Source organism: Pseudomonas sp. PI1 (genome assembly GCF_000812405.1).
GTDB lineage: Bacteria > Pseudomonadota > Gammaproteobacteria > Pseudomonadales > Pseudomonadaceae > Pseudomonas > Pseudomonas citronellolis.
The window spans coordinates 90035-110267 of record NZ_JWMC01000080.1; the positions used below are offsets into that span (position 1 = coordinate 90035).

General features: G+C 65.4%; 16 protein-coding genes. 3 read left to right on the forward strand and 13 right to left on the reverse strand.

From position 1 onward, the window contains the following. The first annotated feature begins 85 nt into the window (after positions 1–85). The 3 genes from RN02_RS25535 (at position 86) to yedF (ending at position 2480) form a co-directional block, all read left to right on the forward strand. Positions 86–976 carry a LysR substrate-binding domain-containing protein gene (locus RN02_RS25535; protein WP_043317814.1) on the forward strand — a complete coding sequence of 297 codons (891 nt, stop codon included), beginning with the start codon at positions 86–88 and terminating at the stop codon, positions 974–976. A 69-nt stretch (positions 977–1045) separates the two neighbouring features. Then, the gene (yedE, locus tag RN02_RS25540; RefSeq protein ID WP_043317816.1) at positions 1046–2266 is read left to right on the forward strand and encodes a selenium metabolism membrane protein YedE/FdhT; all 1221 of its coding nucleotides are present in this window, start codon (positions 1046–1048) and stop codon (positions 2264–2266) included. Next, the gene (gene yedF, locus RN02_RS25545; RefSeq protein ID WP_009616683.1) at positions 2232–2480 is read left to right on the forward strand and encodes a sulfurtransferase-like selenium metabolism protein YedF; all 249 of its coding nucleotides are present in this window, start codon (positions 2232–2234) and stop codon (positions 2478–2480) included. Before yedE ends, yedF begins: the two co-directional genes overlap by 35 nt. 233 nt (positions 2481–2713) lie before the next feature. On the opposite strand, the gene RN02_RS25550 is transcribed toward yedF, so the two are convergent. The 13 genes from RN02_RS25550 to RN02_RS25610 all read right to left on the reverse strand — a co-directional run. Continuing rightward, a complete protein-coding gene (locus RN02_RS25550) occupies positions 2714–3244 on the reverse strand; it encodes a hypothetical protein (RefSeq protein ID WP_052267865.1) in 531 nt (176 codons plus the stop codon). A 46-nt stretch (positions 3245–3290) separates the two neighbouring features. Continuing rightward, positions 3291–4004 carry a 2-C-methyl-D-erythritol 4-phosphate cytidylyltransferase gene (gene ispD / locus RN02_RS25555; protein ID WP_043317818.1) on the reverse strand — a complete coding sequence of 238 codons (714 nt, stop codon included), beginning with the start codon at positions 4002–4004 and terminating at the stop codon, positions 3291–3293. Next, positions 4001–4279, reverse strand: a complete 279-nt coding sequence (gene ftsB, locus RN02_RS25560) for a cell division protein FtsB (protein WP_024128518.1) — start codon at positions 4277–4279, stop codon at positions 4001–4003. The genes ispD and ftsB overlap by 4 nt, the downstream gene beginning before the upstream one ends. A gap of 75 nt (positions 4280–4354) precedes the next feature. Further along, complete coding sequence (gene eno, locus RN02_RS25565) at positions 4355–5644, reverse strand: phosphopyruvate hydratase (RefSeq protein WP_043317821.1); 1290 nt, start codon at positions 5642–5644, stop codon at positions 4355–4357. Positions 5645–5835: 191 nt separating this feature from the next. Then, positions 5836–6681: a 3-deoxy-8-phosphooctulonate synthase gene (gene kdsA / locus RN02_RS25570; protein ID WP_043317823.1), complete on the reverse strand. Its 846-nt coding sequence runs from the start codon at positions 6679–6681 to the stop codon at positions 5836–5838. A gap of 2 nt (positions 6682–6683) precedes the next feature. Beyond that, on the reverse strand, positions 6684–8312 hold the full coding sequence (locus tag RN02_RS25575) for a CTP synthase (protein ID WP_009616672.1): 1629 nt from the start codon (positions 8310–8312) through the stop codon (positions 6684–6686). Positions 8313–8482: 170 nt separating this feature from the next. Beyond that, entirely contained in the window at positions 8483–9796 is a 1314-nt protein-coding gene (gene tilS / locus RN02_RS25580; protein WP_043317825.1) for a tRNA lysidine(34) synthetase TilS, read from the reverse strand. A 120-nt stretch (positions 9797–9916) separates the two neighbouring features. Next, positions 9917–10867: an acetyl-CoA carboxylase carboxyl transferase subunit alpha gene (gene accA / locus RN02_RS25585; RefSeq protein WP_043317827.1), complete on the reverse strand. Its 951-nt coding sequence runs from the start codon at positions 10865–10867 to the stop codon at positions 9917–9919. Between the two features lie 116 nt (positions 10868–10983). Next, positions 10984–14511, reverse strand: a complete 3528-nt coding sequence (gene dnaE, locus RN02_RS25590; RefSeq protein WP_043271174.1) for a DNA polymerase III subunit alpha — start codon at positions 14509–14511, stop codon at positions 10984–10986. A 217-nt stretch (positions 14512–14728) separates the two neighbouring features. Further along, positions 14729–15862, reverse strand: coding sequence for a T6SS immunity protein Tli4 family protein (locus RN02_RS25595; protein ID WP_082033888.1), 1134 nt, complete (start codon positions 15860–15862; stop codon positions 14729–14731). Between the two features lie 122 nt (positions 15863–15984). Continuing rightward, positions 15985–17232 carry a T6SS immunity protein Tli4 family protein gene (locus RN02_RS25600; protein ID WP_043317831.1) on the reverse strand — a complete coding sequence of 416 codons (1248 nt, stop codon included), beginning with the start codon at positions 17230–17232 and terminating at the stop codon, positions 15985–15987. After that, positions 17229–18953, reverse strand: coding sequence for an esterase/lipase family protein (locus tag RN02_RS25605; RefSeq protein WP_043317833.1), 1725 nt, complete (start codon positions 18951–18953; stop codon positions 17229–17231). Before RN02_RS25605 ends, RN02_RS25600 begins: the two co-directional genes overlap by 4 nt. Positions 18954–18979: 26 nt before the next feature. Continuing rightward, a partial coding sequence (locus RN02_RS25610) for a DUF2345 domain-containing protein (RefSeq protein ID WP_043317835.1) occupies positions 18980–20233 on the reverse strand: 1254 nt, incomplete at its 5' end.

The window sequence follows — 20233 nt, forward strand, 5'->3', positions numbered from 1 at the left end:
CACAGCCTTGGAAGTGTAGAAAAGTGCCTGGAAAGAAATAATCAGGCAATAATCAAAACTTTATTGCCATACAGGGACAATCCAGATGAATCGCTGGGAAGGCCTCGACGAATTCGTCGCGGTGGCGGAAACCGGGCAGTTCACCGCCGCCGCCGAACGCCTGGGCGTGTCCTCCTCCCACGTCAGCCGGCAGATCGCCCGCCTGGAGGAACGTCTGCAGACCCGTCTGCTCTACCGCAGCACCCGCCGCGTGTCGCTGAGCGAAGCCGGGCAGACCTTCCTGCAGCACTGCCAGCGCCTGCAGGACGCCCGCGACGAGGCGCTGCGCGCGGTCAGCGACCTCTCCGCCGAGCCCAAGGGCCTGCTGCGCATGACCTGCGCGGTGGCCTACGGCGAGCGCTTCGTGGTGCCGCTGGTGAACGCCTTCATGGCCGACTACCCGCAGCTGCGGGTGGACATCGAGCTGTCCAACCGCCAGCTCGACCTGCTCCACGAGGGCTTCGACCTGGCCATCCGCCTCGGCCGCCTGAGCGACTCGCGCCTGGTGGCCACGCGCCTGGCGCCGCGAGTGATGTACCTGTGCGCCACGCCCGGCTACCTGGAGCGCCACGGCGCGCCGCGCTCGCCGACGGAACTGGCGCAGCACAACTGCCTGGTGGGCAGCAGCGACATCTGGACCTTCCTCGAGGACAGCCGCGAGACGCAGCACCGCGTGCAGGGCAACTGGCGCTGCAACAGCGGCCAGGCGGTGCTCGACGCCGCGCTGCGCGGCTTCGGCCTGTGCCAGTTGCCGGACTACTACGTGCTGGAGCACCTGCGCAGCGGGCGGCTGGTTTCCCTGCTGGAGGAACACCAGCCGCCGAACACCGCGGTCTGGGCGCTGTACCCACAGCAGCGGCATCTGTCGCCGAAGGTGCGGCAACTGGTGGACTTCCTCAAGGACGGCCTGCAGCGGACGCATCCGGGGTTGTCCTGAAACAGGGTGGTTTCCGGCGATTCGGTTAGAATTACCGGTTTACCACGCTACCCTGCCAAGGATGCCGCCATGTCCGCTCTTTCTGCCTTCCGCGAGCGCTACCTGCTGCGCTTCTGGTCACCGCTGCCGACCCTGGTCGCGCTCGGCGTCGCCTCTGCCTACTACTTCGCCCTGACCGGGACCTTCTGGGCCGTCACCGGGGAATTCACCCGCTGGGGCGGCCACGTGCTGTCCTGGTTCGGCGTGCCGGTGCAGGACTGGAGCTACTTCAAGATCATCGGCCTGCAGGGCACGCCGCTGGACCGCATCGACGGGGTGATGATCATCGGCATGTTCCTCGGCGCGCTGTGCTGCGCGCTCTGGGCCGGCAACGTCAGCCTGCGCTGGCCGACCAGCCGGCGCCGCCTGCTGCAGGGCCTGGTGGGCGGCATCATCGCCGGCTTCGGCGCGCGCCTGGCCATGGGCTGCAACCTGGCGGCGTTCTTCACCGGCATCCCGATGTTCTCGGTGCATGCCTGGGCCTTCATGCTTTCCACCGTGATCGGCGCCTGGTTCGGCGTGAAGCTGAGCCTGCTGCCGTTCCTGCGCACGCCGCTGAAGGTCACCGGCAAGGCCGCCAGCCTGCCCGACGCGGCGAGCCTCGCCCGCCGCGCCAAGGTGCAATGGCGCCTGGGCCTGGCGGTGCTGGCCGTGGCCGCGCTGTTCGCCGCCTGGCGCTTCGAGGTGTCGCTGGTGCTGGGCCTGGCCACCCTGTTCGGCCTGCTGTTCGGCGGCCTGATCGAACGCGCGCAGATCTGCTTCACCAGCGCCGCCCGCGACCTCTGGACCACCGGCCGGACCAAGGCCGCCTTCGGCATCCTGCTGGGCATGGCCGCGGCCTGCGTCGGCACCTTCGCGGCGATCCACCTGGGCGTGGCGCCGAAGACCTTCTGGATGGGCCCCAACGCGGTGATCGGCGGCGTGCTGTTCGGCATCGTCCTGGCCGGCGGCTGCGAGACCGGCTGGATGTACCGCTCGATGGAAGGCCAGGTGCATTTCTGGGTGGTCGGCGTCGGCAACGTCATCGGCGGAACCCTGGTGGCGGTGTACTGGGATGCGCTGGGCAGCGCCCTGGCCCTGCCCTATCCCAAGCTCAACCTGCTGCAGATGTTCGGCCCCGGCGGCGGCCTGCTGCTGACCTTCGCCGGCCTGGCGCTGTGCATGCTGCTGGTACAGCTGAACGCCAACCGTTTCACCCGTTCGAGGAAAACCGCCAATGAGCGCGAACAAGACGCCGACGCTGTCGCTTGACCTGCGCGGCGAGCACTGCCCGTACAACGCCATCGCCACCCTGGAAACCCTGGAGACGCTGAAGCCGGGCGACCTGCTGGAGGTGGTCACCGACTGCTCGCAGTCGGTGCACGGCATCCCCGAGGATACCAAGCGCCACGGCTACAACTGCCTGGCGGTGGAGCAGCATGGGGCGCTGTTCCGTTTTCTCATCGAGGTGCCGTTGTTGGGGTGAGCCCTGGCGATCCCCATGCGGGCGGGGTTTCTCGTAGGAGCGAGCTTGCTCGCGAACGGACTCCGCTGCGGGCTCATTCGCGAGCAAGCTCGCTCCTACGAAAAGCGCCCACACCGCTCCTACGTTGTTTATTGGGTTCCCGCGTTCGCGGGAACCCAATAAACAATTGCTCCTACGCACAACCCCACCTTGTAGGAGCGCGCCCTGCGCGCGAAATCGCGGGCAAGGCCCGCCTAGGCCGAATCGCCACGGCCGGTATTGCGGCCGTGGCGGTGCAGGAAATCGTGGATGTGCCCGGGGAAGCGCGAACCGACCCAGGCGAACGCCAGGTACTTGAGCAGTTTGCCGGTGAAGATCGCCAGCAGCACGCCGGGATAGTGCAGCGGCACGTTGGACAGCACCACCAACGCCGGCGTCTGCGGCAGCGGTGAGATGGACACCAGGAACAGCGCCAGCAGGCCGTAGCGGCGGGTCCAGTCCATCACCTGCGCCCAGCTTGGGTCCTGCAGCAATTGCGGGAAATGGGCGTACAGGCTGGCCCAGCCCATGTGGTGCAGGACGATCACCAGCAGCAGCGCCCCCAGCGCGCTGCCCAAGGCGGCGCTCAGTGCTATGCCGCCCCAGCGCCGTGGCGCCACCAGGACCGCCGGCACCACCACAGAGGTGATCGGGTAGGCGGCGGTGCAGGTACCCAGCAGCGCCAGGCCCAGGCACAGCCAGGGCATGCGCCAGCCGTCGCCGGCCCAGCGCAGGATGCGGTGCAAGTCGCCTTCGAGCCTGGGCAAGAACCTCGCAAGGCGCTTCATGGTTTCAGCGTTTTCCGAAAGTCCGTTGCAACCGCTGCAGGTCTTCCGGGGTGGTGACCTTGATGTTGTCGGCGCGGCCCTCGACCATCTTCGGGGCGTTGCCGGCCCATTCCATCGCCGAGGCCTCGTCGGTGATCGCCGCGCCCGCCACCAGGGCATCGGCCAGGGCGCGGTGCAGGGCGCCCAGGTGGAACATCTGCGGCGTGTAGGCCTGCCAGACCACGCTGCGGTCGACGGTTTCCAGCACCCGGCCATCGGCGCCGACGCGCTTGAGCGTGTCCCGCGCCGGCACGCCGAGCAGGCCGCCCACCGGGTCGTTGTCCAGTTCGCCGAGCAGCCGGTCGAGGTCGCCGCGGCTCAGGTTCGGTCGCGCCGCGTCGTGCACCAGCACCCAGTCGTCGCTGCCAGCGCCCTGTTCGTTGAGCAGCAGCAGGCCGTTGAGTACGGAGTCCGCGCGCTCGCGGCCGCCTTCGGCACGCAGGATGCGCGGGTCGGCGGCACAGGGCAGGTTCGGCCACCAGGGATCGTCAGGCGCCAGGCAGACCACCAGGCCCTTGAGCATGGGGTGGCCGAGGAAGCAGTCGAGGGTGTGTTCGAGAATGCTGCGGCCGGCGAGGTCGAGGTATTGCTTGGGGCGGTCGGCGCGCATCCGCGAACCGATGCCCGCGGCGGGGATCACGGCCCAGAAGGCCGGCAGGGAGATGTCGCGGAATTTCATTGCGCCAGCTGGTAGAGGGTTTCCTTGTCCTTGACCATGCCGAGTTCGTGGCGGGCACGCTCCTCGACCGTCTCGGTGCCTTTCTTCAGTTCCGCCACCTCGGCCTCGAGGATGCGGTTGCGCTCGAGCAGACGCTGGTTCTCGCCCTGCTGGTCGGCGATCTGCTTCTCCAGCTCGCGCACTTGCGCCAGGCTGCCGTCCCCTACCCACAGGCGATACTGCAGGCCGGCGAGGCCCAGGAGCAGGACGAGGAACAGCCAGTAGGGGCTGCGCAGCTTACTCAGACGCAATTGTGGACTCCATGTGCGAAGGGGTGGCTCGCGCCACCCCTTCACCGTACCAGACTAGCCTCAGCCGCGGAATTCCGCGCGGCCACGGTACGGCGCCTTGGCGCCCAGCTGCTCTTCGATGCGCAGCAGCTGGTTGTACTTGGACACGCGGTCGGAGCGGCACAGCGAACCGGTCTTGATCTGGCCGGCGGCGGTGCCCACGGCCAGGTCGGCGATGGTGCTGTCCTCGGTTTCGCCGCTGCGGTGCGAGATCACCGCAGTGTAGCCGGCAGCCTTGGCCATCTGGATGGCTTCGAGGGTCTCGGTCAGCGAGCCGATCTGGTTGAACTTGATCAGGATGGAGTTGCCGATGCCCTTCTCGATGCCTTCCTTGAGGATCCTGGTGTTGGTCACGAACAGGTCGTCGCCGACCAGTTGCACCTTGCCGCCGATCTTGTCGGTGAGGACTTTCCAGCCGGCCCAGTCGGACTCGTCCATGCCGTCTTCGATGGAGATGATCGGGAAACGCTCGGCCAGGCCGGCCAGGTAGTCGGCGAAGCCGGCGGCGTCGAACACCTTGCCTTCGCCTTCGAGGTCGTACTTGCCGTCCTTGAAGAATTCGCTGGAAGCGCAGTCCAGGGCCAGGGTCACGTCGTCACCCAGCTTGTAACCGGCGTTGGCCACGGCTTCGGCGATGGCGGCCAGGGCGTCTTCGTTGGAAGCCAGGTTCGGTGCGAAACCGCCTTCGTCGCCCACCGAGGTGCTCAGGCCACGGGCCTTCAGCACGGCCTTGAGGTGGTGGAAGATCTCGGCGCCCATGCGCAGCGCGTCGGCGAAGGTCTTGGCGCCTACCGGCTGGACCATGAACTCCTGGATGTCGACGTTGTTGTCGGCATGCTCGCCGCCGTTGATGATGTTCATCATCGGCACCGGCATGGAGTACACGCCCGGGGTGCCGTTCAGATCGGCGATGTGCGCGTACAGCGGCACGCCCTTGGCCTGTGCGGCGGCCTTGGCGGCGGCCAGGGACACGGCCAGGATGGCGTTGGCGCCCAGCTTGGCCTTGTTGTCGGTGCCGTCGAGTTCGATCATCGCCTGGTCCAGCGCCCGCTGCTCGACCGGGTCCTTGCCCAGCAGCAGGTCGCGGATCGGGCCGTTGATGTTGGCCACGGCCTTCAGCACGCCCTTGCCCAGGTAACGGCTCTTGTCGCCATCGCGCAGTTCGAGTGCCTCGCGGGAACCGGTGGAAGCACCGGACGGGGCGCAGGCGCTGCCGACGATGCCGTTGTCCAGGATCACGTCCGCTTCAACGGTCGGGTTGCCGCGGGAGTCCAGGACCTCACGGCCCTTGATGTCGACGATCTTTGCCATTCTTGATAACACTCCGAAGATAGATAAACGGGGCGGCTGGTGAGACTTTAGAACCTGTTCAAGGTCTCGCCGAGCGCAGCTCAGGCAAGGCGGAAGCAAGCGAAAAAGCGCAGTTTACATAGAGTAAATGAGCATCTTTTCGATTGTTTCCAACGCAGCATGGGCAAGCGCAGGCAGACATTGTCAGGTTCTCAGGCGGTCTCGATGGTGGGGAAACTCTTCACCAGGTCGTCCAGCTGCTTGAGCTGGGACAGGAAAGGCTCGAGCTTGTTCAAGCGCAGGGCGCACGGGCCGTCGCACTTGGCGTGCTCGGGGTCCGGGTGGGCCTCCAGGAACAGGCCGGCCAGGCCCTGGCTCATGCCGGCCTTGGCCAGGTCGGTGACCTGGGCGCGGCGGCCGCCGGCGGAATCGGCGCGGCCGCCCGGCATCTGCAGGGCGTGGGTCACGTCGAAGAACACCGGGTACTGGAACTGCTTCATGATGCCGAAGCCGAGCATGTCCACCACCAGGTTGTTGTAACCGAAGGAGGAGCCACGCTCGCAGAGGATCAGTTGGTCGTTACCGGCTTCCTCGCACTTGGTCAGGATGTGTTTCATCTCCTGGGGCGCGAGGAACTGGGCCTTCTTGATGTTGATCACCGCGCCGGTCCTGGCCATGGCCACGACCAGGTCGGTCTGCCGGGAGAGGAACGCCGGCAGCTGGATGATGTCGCAGACCTCGGCCACCGGGGCGGCCTGGAAGGGCTCGTGGACGTCGGTGATGACCGGCACCTTGAAGGTCTTCTTGATCTCTTCGAAGATCTTCAGCCCCTCTTCCATGCCCGGACCGCGGTACGAGTTGATGGACGAGCGGTTGGCCTTGTCGAAGCTGGCCTTGAACACGTAGGGGATGCCGAGCTTCTCGGTGACCCGCACGTATTCCTCGCAGACCTGCATGGCCAGGTCGCGCGATTCCAGCACGTTCATGCCGCCGAACAGCACGAAGGGCAGGTCGTTGCCGATCTGGATGTCGCCGACGCGGATGATCTTCTGGCTCATGTTCAGGCCTTCCCGGCTTGCTTCAGGGCGGCGTTGACGAAGCCGCTGAACAGCGGGTGGCCATCACGCGGGGTGGAGGTGAACTCCGGGTGGAACTGGCAGGCGACGAACCACGGATGGTCCGGGGACTCGACCACTTCCACCAGCGCGCCGTCGCCGGAGCGGCCGGAAATCTTCAGGCCAGCTTCCTGCAGTTGCGGCAGCAGGTTGTTGTTCACTTCGTAGCGGTGGCGGTGACGCTCGACGATCACGTCCTTGCCGTAGCAGTCGTGCACCAGGGTGCCGGCTTCGAGCTGGCATTCCTGGGCGCCCAGGCGCATGGTGCCGCCCAGGTCGGAGGCCTCGGTGCGCACTTCGGTGGCGCCGGTGGAGTCCTGCCATTCGGTGATCAGGCCGACCACCGGGTGGCCGCTGGACTTGTCGAACTCGGTGGAGTTGGCGTCCTTCCAGCCCAGCACGTTGCGGGCGTATTCGATGACCGCCACCTGCATGCCCAGGCAGATGCCCAGGTAGGGAACCTTGTTCTCGCGGGCGTACTGCACGGCGGTGATCTTGCCTTCCACGCCGCGCAGGCCGAAGCCGCCCGGGACCAGGATGGCGTCGGCGCCGTCGAGCAGGCCGGTGCCCTGCTGCTCGATGTCCTCGGAGTCGATGTAGCGCAGGTTGACCTTGGTGCGGCTCTGGATGCCGGCGTGGGTCATGGCCTCGATCAGCGACTTGTAGGCGTCGAGCAGTTCCATGTACTTGCCGACCATGGCGATGGTGACTTCGCGCTCGGGGTTGAGCTTGGCGTCGACCACCCGGTCCCACTCGGACAGGTCGGCCGGGCCGCACTCCAGGCCGAAGCGCTCGACGACGATGTCGTCCAGGCCCTGGGCGTGCAGCACCGACGGAATGCGGTAGATGGTGTCGACGTCTTCCAGGGAGATGACCGCGCGCTCTTCGACGTTGGTGAACAGGGCGATCTTGCGGCGCGAGGAGACGTCCACCGGGTGGTCGGAGCGGCAGACCAGCACGTCCGGCTGCAGGCCGATGGAGCGCAGCTCCTTGACCGAGTGCTGGGTCGGCTTGGTCTTGGTCTCGCCGGCGGTGGCGATGTACGGGACCAGGGTCAGGTGCATCAGCATGGCGCGGCGCGAGCCGATTTCCACGCGCAGCTGGCGGATCGCCTCGAGGAACGGCTGCGACTCGATGTCGCCGACGGTGCCGCCGACTTCCACCAGGGCCACGTCGGCATCGCCGGCGCCCTTGATGATGCGCCGCTTGATCTCGTCGGTGATGTGCGGGATCACCTGCACGGTGGCGCCCAGGTAGTCGCCGCGGCGCTCCTTGCGCAGCACGTCCATGTAGACGCGGCCGGTGGTGAAGTTGTTGTTCTGGGTCATGGTGGTGCGCACGAAGCGCTCGTAATGGCCCAGGTCGAGGTCGGTCTCGGCGCCATCGTGGGTGACGAACACCTCACCGTGCTGGAACGGGCTCATGGTGCCCGGATCGACGTTGATGTAGGGGTCCAGCTTGAGCATCGTGATCTTCAAGCCACGCGCTTCCAGAATGGCAGCCAAGGAAGCCGAGGCGATGCCTTTCCCCAATGAAGAAACAACACCACCCGTGACGAAGATGTAGCGCGTCATGAAAAGCCCTGAATGTCAGCGTTTAGGCGGCTGGGCCGCCGGGGAAGCGAATGAATGGGCCGCGGCCCAAACCGCGGCGCATGCCGCGCTCAATAGCGAACTCCCGCCGATTCCGTGGGAATCGACGGGAGCGGTATAAGACGGGAGCGTAGTCTACCGGAAAGGCCCTTTCAGCTCAAACCCGGGTCATTCGTCGGGGCTGTCCAGCGCAGGCGCCAGCCCGTCTCGCCGGCCTGGCGCAGCGCCGGCAGGTTGGCCACGCCGAGCAGTTGCCCGCCGCGCCAGAGCAGCGGCAGCCGCGGCCGGACGAAGGCCGGCACGGCGCTTTCGTTGAGCAGCCGCTTGAGGTCGCGGTGGCCGCGTTGGGCCAGTTCCAGTTGCTCGCCGCCGCGCCGGCAGGTCACCCGCAGCGGCCCGACGGGCGGTGCACCTTCCAGGTGCAGAAGGCCATTGCCGGGCAGCGCCAGGGGTTGCGACGGGTCGTCCCAGGGCAGTTCGCACGCCGGCGCCTGCAGCCAGGCGCCCGACAGCCACCAGAGCCGCCCGCCGCTGCGCTGCAGCTCGCCGCCGCCCAGGCGCCAGACCGGCGCGGCATCCCCGGCGGCATCGCGCAGGGCCTGCCAGCCGGCCCAGTGGGCGCTGTCCGGCATCGGCGTGAAGGGCGCCAGCCAGTGGCGCAGGGCGTTGCGCTGGCGGCTTTCACTGAGCTCCAGCAGCGGAGCCAAGGCCAGCGAGGGTACGTGCAACCAGTCGAAGTCATTGCCGGGCCGCGCCGCCGCCAGGTCCTGCTGCGCCAGTTCGGCCAGCAGCGCCTCGGCCTCGGCCAGGTGCGCGGCGCTGCGGGCGATGTTGTCCACAGCCCGTGGCCAGCGCTCGGCGAGCAGCGGCAGCACGCGCCGGCGCAGGTAGTTGCGGGCGAAGGCGGTATCGGTGTTGGACGGGTCTTCGATCCAGCGCAGGCCATGCTCGCGGGCGTAGGCTTCGAGTTCGGCGCGGGAGACGTCCAGCAAGGGCCGCAGCAGCATGCCACGCCCCAGCGGCCGGGCTGCGGGAATGCCAGCCAGGCCACGCACGCCGGCGCCGCGCAGCAGGCGGAACAGCAGGGTCTCGGCCTGGTCGTCGCGGTGCTGGGCGGCCAGCAGGCAGTCGCCCGTTTTCAGGTGTTTCGCAAAAGCCTCGTAGCGTGCACGACGCGCGGCCTGCTCCAGGCTCGCGCCCGTCGGTACCGTTACCCGTTCGACCAGCAGAGGAACGCCCAGCTCGCGGCAGAACGCCTCGCAGTGCGCCGGCCAGGCATCGGCCGCGGCCTGCAGGCCATGGTGGACGTGGATGGCGGACAGAGGCGGCAGGGATTCGGTCCTGGCCAGTTGCGCCAGCAGGTGCAACAGCACGGAGGAATCCAACCCACCGGAGAAGCCTACCCGCCACGCCGGGGCCTGACGCCAGGGGGCCAGGGCGGAGAGCAGGCGGGATGGTAGGGGCATAGAGGGGACAGGGGGCTGGAAGCTGGAAGCTGGAAGCTGGAAGCCGAAGAGCGTGAGGGAGGCGGGCTTTTCGCTCTTGCCTTCAGCTTCCAGCTTCCAGCTTCCAGCCTCCCGCCGCCCTCAAGCGATCCCGTAGCTCATCAGCCGCTCGTAGCGGCGAGCCAGCAGTTCCTCGGTGCTCAGGCCCTTGAGCATGGCCAGTTGCGACTTGAGCGCGTTGCGGATGCTTTCCGCGGCAGCGGCCGGGTCGCGGTGGGCGCTGCCCAGCGGTTCGGGGATCACGGTGTCGACGATGCCCAGGTCCTTCAGGCGCGCCGCGGTGATGCCCATGGCTTCGGCGGCTTCCGGGGCCTTTTCGGCGGTGCGCCAGAGGATCGAGGCGCAGCCTTCCGGGGAGATCACCGCGTAGGTGGAGTACTGCAGCATGTTCAGGTTGTCGCAGACGCCGATGGCCAGGGCGCCGCCGGAGCCGCCCTCGCCGATGACGGTGGCGATGATCGGCGTCTTCAGGCGCGCCATCACGCGCAGGTTCCAGGCGATGGCCTCGCTCTGGCCGCGCTCTTCGGCGTCGATGCCCGGGTAGGCGCCGGGGGTGTCGATGAAGGTCAGGATCGGCATCTTGAAGCGTTCGGCCATTTCCATCAGGCGGCAGGCCTTGCGGTAGCCTTCCGGACGCGGCATGCCGAAGTTGCGGCGCACCTTCTCGCGCACTTCGCGGCCCTTCTGGTGGCCGATGACCATCACCGGCTGCTCGTCCAGGCGGGCGACGCCGCCGACGATGGCGGCGTCGTCGGCGAAGTGGCGGTCGCCGTGCAGTTCTTCGAACTCGGTGAAGATGTGCTCGATGTAGTCCAGGGTGTAGGGCCGGCGCGGGTGGCGCGCGAGCTGGGCGATCTGCCAGCTGCTCAGGTTGCCGAAGATGTTCTCGGTCAGCGCGCGGCTCTTGTCTTCCAGGCGGGCGATTTCATCGCTGATGTTGATGGAATTGTCGTTGCCGACCAGACGCAGCTCTTCGATCTTGGCTTGCATGTCGGCGATCGGCTGTTCGAAATCGAGGAAGTTCGGGTTCATGGGCTATCCGTCGTGCTGAATGGCGGCAGGGCCTGGTCCGTATGGCGCCCTACCTTACGGTATCGGGCGCCCAGGGTCGAGACTGGCGGGCGGGCGGCGTTCGGCCACCGGCCACGCTAGCGGTAGTTGAGGAAGACGTTGTCGCGTCCGAACTGGTCACGCAATGCCTGAATCAGCGCATCGGCCGGGTCGATGCGCCAGTCTTCGCCGAACTGCAGCAGGGCGCGGGCGTCGCTGGAACTGTAGTCGACGGTGACCGGGCAGTTGCCGCGATGGCGGCCGCACAGCTCGGCCAGCCAGCGCAGGCGGTCGCCCTTGAGCGCATCCGCGGCGACCTTCAGCCGCAGGCTCTCGGCCAGCGCGGTGCGCGCCTCCTCCAGGCCCATCACGCGCTTGGCGCGCAGGCGCAGGCCGCCGGAGAAGTCGTCCTGGCTGACCTCGCCCTCGATCACCACCATGGCGTCGGTCTGCAGCAGGCCCTGGTTGGCGGCGAAGGCCTCGGCGAACAGCGAGGCCTCGATGCGCCCGGAGCGGTCGTCGAGGGTGACGAAGCCCATCTTGTCGCCGCGCTTGTTCTTCATCACCCGCAGGTTGACGATCAGCCCAGCCACGGTCTGGGTGTCGCGCGCCGGCTTCAGTTCGACGATGCGCTGGCGGGCGAAGCGGCGCACCTCGCCTTCGTACTCGTCGATCGGGTGGCCGGTGAGGTACAGGCCGAGAGTGTCCTTCTCGCCTTTCAGGCGTTCCTTGAGGGTCAGTTCCTTGGCCTTGCGGTGGTTGGCGTAGACGTCGGCCTCGGGCTCGGCGAACAGCCCGCCGAACAGGTCCATGTGGCCGCTGTCATGGCTGCGCGAGGTCTGCTCGGCGGCCTTGATGGCTTCCTCCATGGACGCCAGCAGCACCGCGCGGTTGCGGTCGATATCGGCCAGATAGGCCTTGGGCTCTTCGTGGAAATACGGGCCCAGGCGGTCCAGCGCGCCGGCGCGGATCAGCGCATCGAGGGTGCGCTTGTTGATGCGCTTGAGGTCGATGCGGTCGCAGAAATCGAACAGGTCCTTGAACGGCCCGCCCTCGGCGCGGCATTCGGTGATGGCTTCCACCGGGCCTTCGCCGACGCCCTTGATCGCGCCCAGGCCGTAGACGATCTGGTTGTCGTCGTCGACGGTGAAGCGGAACTCGGAGTTGTTCACGTCCGGGGCGACGATGCGCAGCTTCATGTGCCGGCATTCTTCGATCAGCGTCACCACCTTGTCGGTGTTCTGCATATCCGCGGTGAGTACCGCGGCCATGAAGGGCGCGGCCCAGTGCGTCTTCAGCCAGGCGGTCTGGTAGGACACCAGGCCGTAGGCGGCCGAGTGCGACTTGTTGAAGCCGTAGCCGGCGAACTTTTCCACCAGGTCGAAGATGTTGCCCGCCAGGTCCTTGTCGATGCCGTTGTTGGCGCAGCCTTCGATGAAGCCGCCGCGCTGCTTGGCCATCTCCTCGGGCTTCTTCTTGCCCATGGCGCGGCGCAGCATGTCCGCGCCGCCGAGGGTGTAGCCGGCCATCACCTGGGCGATCTGCATCACCTGTTCCTGGTACAGGATGATGCCGTAGGTGGGCTTGAGCACCGGCTCCAGGCCCGCATACTGGTAGTCCGGGTGCGGGTAGGAGATTTCCTCGCGGCCGTGCTTACGGTTGATGAAGTCGTCCACCATGCCCGACTGCAGCGGGCCGGGGCGGAACAGCGCCACCAGTGCGATGAGGTCTTCCAGGCAGTCTGGCTTGAGCTTCTTGATCAGCTCCTTCATGCCGCGCGATTCCAGCTGGAACACCGCGGTGGTCTCGGCCTTCTGCAGCAGGTCGTAGGTCTTCTTGTCGTCCAGCGGGATGCGGTCGATGTCGACCAGGTTCTCGTCGCCGGCCTTGCGCTGGATGCGATGGATGATTTCCATCGCCCACTTGATGATGGTCAGGGTGCGCAGGCCGAGGAAGTCGAACTTCACCAGGCCGGCGGCTTCCACGTCGTCCTTGTCGAACTGGGTCACCAGGCCGCCGCCTTCTTCGTCGCAGGCGATGGGCGAGAAGTCGGTGAGCTTGGTCGGCGCGATCACCACGCCGCCGGCGTGCTTGCCGGTGCCGCGGGTGACGCCTTCCAGCTTCAGGGCCATGTCCCAGATTTCCTGGGCTTCCTCGTCGGACTTGAGGAAGTCGCGGAGCATTTCCTCCTGTTCGAAGGCCTTGTCCAGGGTCATGCCGACTTCGAAGGGGATCATCTTCGACAGCTTGTCGGCCAGGCCGTAGGACTTGCCCTGCACCCGCGCCACGTCGCGCACCACCGCCTTGGCGGCCATGGAGCCGAAGGTGATGATCTGGCTCACCGCGTTGCGCCCGTAGGCGTCGGCCACGTAGTCGATCACCCGGTCGCGGCCTTCCATGCAGAAGTCCACGTCGAAGTCGGGCATGGAGATACGTTCGGGGTTGAGGAAGCGTTCGAACAGCAGGTCGTAGGCCAGCGGGTCGAGGTCGGTGATCTTCAGCACGTAGGCAACCAGCGAGCCGGCACCCGAACCCCGGCCCGGCCCCACCGGCACGCCGTTGTTCTTGGCCCACTTGATGAAGTCCATCACGATCAGGAAGTAGCCGGGGAAGCCCATCTGGATGATGGTGCCCAGCTCGAACTCCAGGCGGTCGACGTAGACCTGGCGCTTTTCCTCGTAGTTCGGCGTGTCCTTGGGCAGCAGCACCGCCAGGCGCTCCTCCAGCCCCTCGTAGGAGACATGGCGCAGGTAGTCGTTGATGTCCATGCCTTCGATGGGAATCGGGAAGTTGGGCAGGAAGTACTTGCCCAGCTGCACTTCGATGTTGCAGCGCTTGGCGATCTCGACGGTGTTTTCCAGGGCCTCGGGCAGGTCGCTGAACAGCTCGGCCATTTCCGCCGGCGATTTCAGGTACTGCTGGTCGGAGTAGTTGCGCGAGCGGCGCGGGTCGTCCAGGGCGCGGCCTTCGCCGATGCACACGCGGGTCTCGTGGGCCTCGAAGTCTTCCTGCTTGATGAAGCGCACGTCATTGGTGGCCACCAGCGGCGCGCCGCTGCGCTCGGCCAGCGCCACGGCGGCGTGCAGGTGTTCCTCGTCGTTGACCCGCGCGGTGCGCTGCACTTCCAGGTAGAAGCGGTCGGGGAAGACTTCCATCCACTCGGCCAGCAGCGAGTCGGCCAGGGCGTCCTCGCCGTCGAGCAGGGCGTGGCCGATCTCCCCTTCCTTGGCCGCGGACAGCGCGATCAGGCCTTCGGCGGCCTCTTTCACCCAGTCGCGCTCGATGATGATCTCGCCGTTGCGCTGGCCTTCCTGCCAGCCGCGGGAGATCAGCTCGGTGAGGTTGCGGTAGCCCTTGGCGTTCATCACCAGCAGGCTCAGGCGGCTGAGCGGGCCGTCCTCGTCGCGGCTGGCCAGCCAGATGTCGGCGCCGCAGATCGGCTTGATGCCGGCGCCCATGGCGGTCTTGTAGAACTTCACCAGCGAGCACATGTTGCTCTGGTCGGTGATCGCCACCGCCGGCATGCCGGCGCCGGCCACTGCCTTGCACAACGGTTTGACCCTGACCAGGCCGTCGACCAGGGAGTACTCGGAGTGCAGACGCAGGTGGACGAAGGAGGCGGTCATGGTGGTCCTATGCAACGCGGAAACGATAAGCGGCCGATTGTACCGGCCCGCTCCGCAAAGCTACAGGCTTCAGATCGCCACTGCACTTCGCGATCTTGGACTTCGTTCATTGTGCCGCGAGCCAGAGCAGACCCGCAGAAGCCGACGATAGCAGCGTCTTCCGTCAGGAGGCATTGCCCGAGCGACGAAGGCGTAGCCGACAGGTTAATGACTTCCCTTACTCCGATGGCTTACCTGAAACACCTGGCCGGCTGGCGATGAAGTCGTCCAGCGCTCGCTGGTCCACTTCGGCCTGTTCACGGGAGGTCGGCGGCGCCGGGGCGGGCTTGAGCGGCGGCGGAGTCAGTGCGCCGGGGCGGAAGCGCACGCTGGCCACCACGGCATCCCAGACCTCGAAGAACTCGGCTTCGGTGGGGCCATCTGGGGTGTCTTGCGCTTCCGGAAATGCCCCTAGTGATAAGGGCTTGGATGATGTACGGAATGTGCTGCCCATACTCACGGCTACGCTGGGTTGCGGCGAGGGTAGCCCTGCGCCGGGGAACGCCCACTCAGCGGCTACATTGGTTTTGAATGAAGCAGGATTTTCCTCTTGTGTGCCCCCCATGGCGTATTCCTGCCCATCCATGGCTCCTTCGGAACGTGCAGCCTCTCGATAGACCGTGTTACCGGCGACGACATTTGACTGCGCCAGTATTCGGGCGACAAACGCAGCCATTTCCCGCTCGGCCTCACGGTTACGTTCAAGGAGAGGTTGCATAGGGCTTCGAACAGCCGTGTGGCGGATAACCAAGCCAAGCATCCGGGGAAGAGAAAACCTCCAACTGACCTCCTCGCTTTCGCCAAGGTCGTAGTACCCCCTCACGAATCCACCGTTCAGGCACAGCCCTGGCGAAAAGGGAATCTCATCTGCCTTGCGCGCATACAGGCGGGGTAACAACGCGGCGATTTTTTCCTGGCCATTGAGCGCGGGGCCCAATTTGAACAGGGTGCCATCGGCCCAGTAGTAGCCCTCCGCATCATGGAAGATATTGTTGCGATATACCCCATCCACGTCAGGCCCCTCCACATGACGGAAGCCATATGTGAAGACAGCACTGTTGGTCAGGGGCGAGGTACGCTCGGCAGAGCGCTGCACGTAACGTTTACTTCTGCTTTTCTTAGCCTCAATTTCTTGCCAACGTTGCTCTATGTAGTCCTTGAACCGTTCCTGGCTGATATCCGTTTCAACGGCAAGTTTAATGCCGCCTATAGTTGCGCCACTCGCGTCAGGCTTCCAGGTACTGCCCTCGGGCAGGTCGATCAGCAGGCGGCCCACACAGTGGGTGCGCAGGTTCTGGGTCAATGCGGTCATCTCATGGCTCCGGTCGGGATGAGCCAGACGCCACTGGCGCCAGCCGTAGGCGCAGGCACCGAGCGACGCCAACAGGATGAGGATGCAGCCGAACCGCCCCTTCCAACTGGCAATGGGCGCCCTCATTCCGGGGGTTTGCCTGCACCACCCGGCCGGCTGGCGATGAAGTCATCGAGAAAACGCTGGTCCGCTTCGGCCTGTTCGCGAGAGATCGGTGGCGCCGGGTCGGGCTTGAGCGGCGGCGGCGTCAGTGCGCCGGGGCGGAAGCGCACGCTGGCCACCACGGCATCCCAGACCTCGAAGAACTCGGCTTCGGTGGGGCCTTGCGATACGTCTTGTGGTTTCGGGAAGCCCCCAGCCGGGGATGGGATATAAGTGGTCCGGATATCCGGTACATTCAGTTTGATGTTCACCATGGGACGAGGAGATGGCTTCCCAAGTCCGGGATACTCCCAGACTCCCCCGATAGAAGTCTCGTACCCTGTTGACTTCGTTCCTTGGATAGCCCCTACCACGCCCTCTTCACCATCCAACTCCCCCGCACGAAGTTTTGCCCAACGAAACTTGTGATCATCGTAGAAATCATCGGTAGACATTGTTGCTGCCATATAAGCAGCAGCTTCCCCGAGAGACTCCTTGTCACGTTGGAACAGTGAACCGGCGGGCTCATGGACGAGCGTATGCTCGATCCGCAAGCCCAGGTCATAAGGCAGGTTAAAATTCCCAGTGATCTGCTCGCTCTCAGCAAGGTCGTAGTACCCCATCACGAAAGCACCGTTTAGGCACAGTCCAGGCGAAGAGGGAACCTCATCCGCCTTGCGTGCTCGCAGACGGGGCAACAGCTCGGCGATTTTTTCCTGGCCATTGAGCGCGGGGCCCAGTTTGAACAGGGTGCCATCAGCCCAGTAGTAGCCCTCAACTTGGTAAAACAGATCCTTGCTCCATACTCCCTGCAGGTTCGGACCATCTATATATTCAAACTCATAAAGAAACACTGCGGCATTGGCAGTTGGGTCATGTCGTTCAGATGGGCGGACATATCTTTTCCTATAGTTATCGAGTTTTATTGCTTCGACTTCCCTCCAGCGCTTTTCCACCCGCTCCTTGAACCGCTCTTGTCTTATATCCGTTTCGACGGCAAGTTTAATGCCGCCTATAGTTGCGCCACTCGCGTCAGGCTTCCAGGTACTGCCCTCGGGCAGGTCGATCAGCAGGCGGCCCACACAGTGGGTGCGCATGTTCTGGGTCAATGCGGTCATCTCATGGCTCCGGTCGGGATGGGCCAGACGCCACTGGCGCCAGCCGTAGGCGCAGGCACCGAGCAGCATGGCAGTGGCGATCAGGGACAGAAGTATGTGCTTGCGGGTCATGTCGGGGAGAGCTCCCTGGCCTGGGCGCCAATGCTCAAGACGCAGTAGAGCGTTAGACGCTGGACCCGGGCATCGGCGTAGGAACCCTGATGTTCGTAGCCGTGCATGCGCGCGGCGAATACCGCCCGTTTTTCCGCGTCCTCGGCCGAGTGCGCCGGTACGGTGCCGTCGCCGCCTTGATCCTGGCCTTGCAACTCGGCGATGTAGCTGTCGCCACGGGTGTCGTGGACCACCCCGACGCCATGTTGATTGATCCACTGCTGCTCGCTCTGGTCATTGACCAGGCGAACCCGTCCCTCGTGGTTGTCATCGACCAGCCGCAGGTTGGCGGCGTGCTCTGAGCCGGCGAGCGTCGCGCGCGTTCCGCTTTGCCCCGGTAGCTGATAAGCGATGAAGCTGCCTTTCAAGTCCCAGGTGACGCAGCGGAAAGACGGGTAGTCCTCATCTGCGCCGTAATGCACATAGCTATGAGGATGGTAGTAGTCGCCCAGATCTGCATGGAAGCTCTTTGCACGATTCAGTTGTTTTCTATAGGCCATCCAAGCAGCAGTCAGGGATGGAGCAGCTACATTGCTGGGAGCCTCGGTATCGACCGGATCAATCCAGGCCGGATCCATCAAGCGCCACCATGCATCCGGCTCCAGGTAAATCTGCGTATAGGGATCGATGCCGTCCGGACTGGACCTGGGCAACTGCAGCAACTCCTTGCCGTTGCAGGTAACCCGCAGCCAACCCGAGCCATAGCGCTGGCTGGGCAGTAGTTCCAGTGGGCCGGCGGCATTGGCGAATACCGGCATGATCTTGCGTCCGGTGCCGCCCAGCCCGATGGCGCCCGCCAGGTCTTCCCAGCCGGCGCGCACCCGCCGGTAAGCGGTGGCCGCACCTGTGGCAGGTTGTACACCATGCACGACACCTTGGATCAGCTCCGGATAGCGCTTGGCGCACAGGCGTGCTACCAGCCCGCCCATGGAGTGGGTGACCAGAATTACTCCGTGCCGGCACTTGATGCGCATGTCCCGTTGGCAGCGTTCAAGAATGGCGCGGATGCGTTCGGCCAGGTAGTCGGCGGCTTCGGCATTGGAGTTCAGCCAGTTGTAGCCCACCGCATAGACCGGATAACGAAACTCTGCTGCTTGTCGAAGGCTCGTCTGGTCCAATGGCACGTACCCCTTGAGTTCTCCCCAAGAGGCAGGATCGCGGGGCATTGCGCCCAGGATACCCGGGTAGGGCTGGCCCTGGGGGGTGAGGATGTAGCGCAGTTGCGCTTCGAGGAAGTTAAGGATGCCACCATAGGAGCTTAACATCACCGAGCCCCAACCACGTTGCAGGGCCTCCTCGACATAGAGCGTTGAGCTGTGCTTAGCGACGGTTTCGCGATGAGCATCCTCCGGAGTAGCGAATGCACGGGTTGCCGTGGGGGACAGAAGACGTTTGCGCTCGCCAGGGGTAAGGGTTCGATAGCTATCAAGTGGCTTTATCAACCATTTGACGTCATCGGGAAACCATGCCCAACGGCTCTTTTGGACCATGCCAAGGTTTTCCCCTGTCGCCAGCAATGGGCTGCCCATGATGCCCGGTACGAATACGATGGGAATGGCCTGATCCGGGGGGACTTCTACCTCCACGCGCTGGGTGTTGGAGGACGGTGTCATGCTAACTCTGGCCCTTACCCGGCCATCCGGGCCAATTTCCGTTGGAATAGGGCGAGTGGTGTCGGTCATGGGTGAATTCCTTTCCTCGATCGCTTTCAGGCCGGCCCCAGCAACTGGATTTCGTAACCCTCCGTTGTAAGGCTGCGCTGAAGGTCAGCCCAGCCTTCGCTGTCGGTCACACCTGGAATGCGAGTGCCGTCGCTCCGCACAATTTCATAGCGATAATTCGGTAGGGAACGGCCATTGCGCTTGAGCTGAATGCGCTCGTCGAATGGCGCTCGCTCCCATGCATTGAAAGCCTCTGAGGCACTGCTGGGGGCGAGGAACTGATGGTTCGCTGCCTTGGCGGTAAAGTTGCCGGGCATGCCTAACTCGATGTTCCCACCTTGCATCTTTAGATAGGCGCCGCCGCACAGCAGGGTGATGTGCTCTTGGGCTTTGACCAGGATGTGCTCCTGGCTTGCACTGATTTCCACGCTCTGGTCGGCCTCCAGACGAACGCTGTTGTGCTGCGCCTGCAGGAGCAATTGGCCCTGGTGGGCGATGTGGCGCATGTCGCCGCTCTGGGCAAAGGTGCCCAGGCCCTGGCCGGCGTTGAGCAGCATCTGCTCGCCGGCAGTGAGTTGCAGGTGTTGCTGGGCGGCGGCATCGATGTGCTCACCGGCGCCCAGGGCGATGCTGCGCGGGCTGGCCAGGGCGATGCCGGCCGGGGCGGAGAGGGCGATGACCGGTTCACTGCCATTGCCGCCGCCGTCGGCCTGGTCGTTGGCGCCATGGCCCATGGCGCGCACGGCCTCGGTCAGGTTTTCTTGCGGCTTGGCCTGGTGGGCCAGGCCCTGGTGTTCACCGGCGTAGTCGCCCAGGGTCCTGGCCAGCTCCAGTGCCGCCTCCAGGGTGCTGACCAGTTGGGCGCGGTCGAGCTGGCCGCCGTTGGCGTTGGCTTGTGCCTCGGTGCTGAGCAGCATCCCCTGCGCCGCGCGCAAGGCGCCGTGCAGGTCGGTGCGCAGCTCGAAGCCTTCGCCGCGCGGCTGGCCGCCGTCGGGCCGCGGGTGGGTGAGGTAGCCCAGGTGCAGATGGCTTTGGCCATGGTCGTTCATCAGCGCGGCGCTGATTTCGCCGGTGGTGTCGTCCAGGCGCAGCTCGCTGGCGCGCTGGCCCTTGTGTTCCTTGCTCTTGAGGGTGCTGAGCACCTGGTGCCTGGGCAGTTCGTAGGGCGGGCGGTTGCCCACCCGGTAGCTGCGCCCGGTGACGACGGGTTGGTCCGGGTCGCCATCGAGGAAGTCGACGATGACCTCCTGGCCGATGCGCGGCAGGGTGATTTGCCCCCAGCCGCTGCCGGCCCAACCGTG

Coding starts and splice junctions, on each gene's coding strand:
- RN02_RS25535 (WP_043317814.1), top strand. CDS start 86: ATGAATCGCTGGGAAGGCCTCGACGAATTCGTCGCGGTGGCGGAAACC.
- yedE (WP_043317816.1), top strand. CDS start 1,046: ATGTCCGCTCTTTCTGCCTTCCGCGAGCGCTACCTGCTGCGCTTCTGG.
- yedF (WP_009616683.1), top strand. CDS start 2,232: ATGAGCGCGAACAAGACGCCGACGCTGTCGCTTGACCTGCGCGGCGAG.
- ispD (WP_043317818.1), bottom strand. CDS start 4,004: ATGAAATTCCGCGACATCTCCCTGCCGGCCTTCTGGGCCGTGATCCCC.
- eno (WP_043317821.1), bottom strand. CDS start 5,644: ATGGCAAAGATCGTCGACATCAAGGGCCGTGAGGTCCTGGACTCCCGC.
- kdsA (WP_043317823.1), bottom strand. CDS start 6,681: ATGAGCCAGAAGATCATCCGCGTCGGCGACATCCAGATCGGCAACGAC.
- RN02_RS25575 (WP_009616672.1), bottom strand. CDS start 8,312: ATGACGCGCTACATCTTCGTCACGGGTGGTGTTGTTTCTTCATTGGGG.
- tilS (WP_043317825.1), bottom strand. CDS start 9,796: ATGCCCCTACCATCCCGCCTGCTCTCCGCCCTGGCCCCCTGGCGTCAG.
- accA (WP_043317827.1), bottom strand. CDS start 10,867: ATGAACCCGAACTTCCTCGATTTCGAACAGCCGATCGCCGACATGCAA.
- dnaE (WP_043271174.1), bottom strand. CDS start 14,511: ATGACCGCCTCCTTCGTCCACCTGCGTCTGCACTCCGAGTACTCCCTG.
- RN02_RS25595 (WP_082033888.1), bottom strand. CDS start 15,862: ATGACCGCATTGACCCAGAACCTGCGCACCCACTGTGTGGGCCGCCTG.
- RN02_RS25600 (WP_043317831.1), bottom strand. CDS start 17,232: ATGACCCGCAAGCACATACTTCTGTCCCTGATCGCCACTGCCATGCTG.
- RN02_RS25605 (WP_043317833.1), bottom strand. CDS start 18,953: ATGACCGACACCACTCGCCCTATTCCAACGGAAATTGGCCCGGATGGC.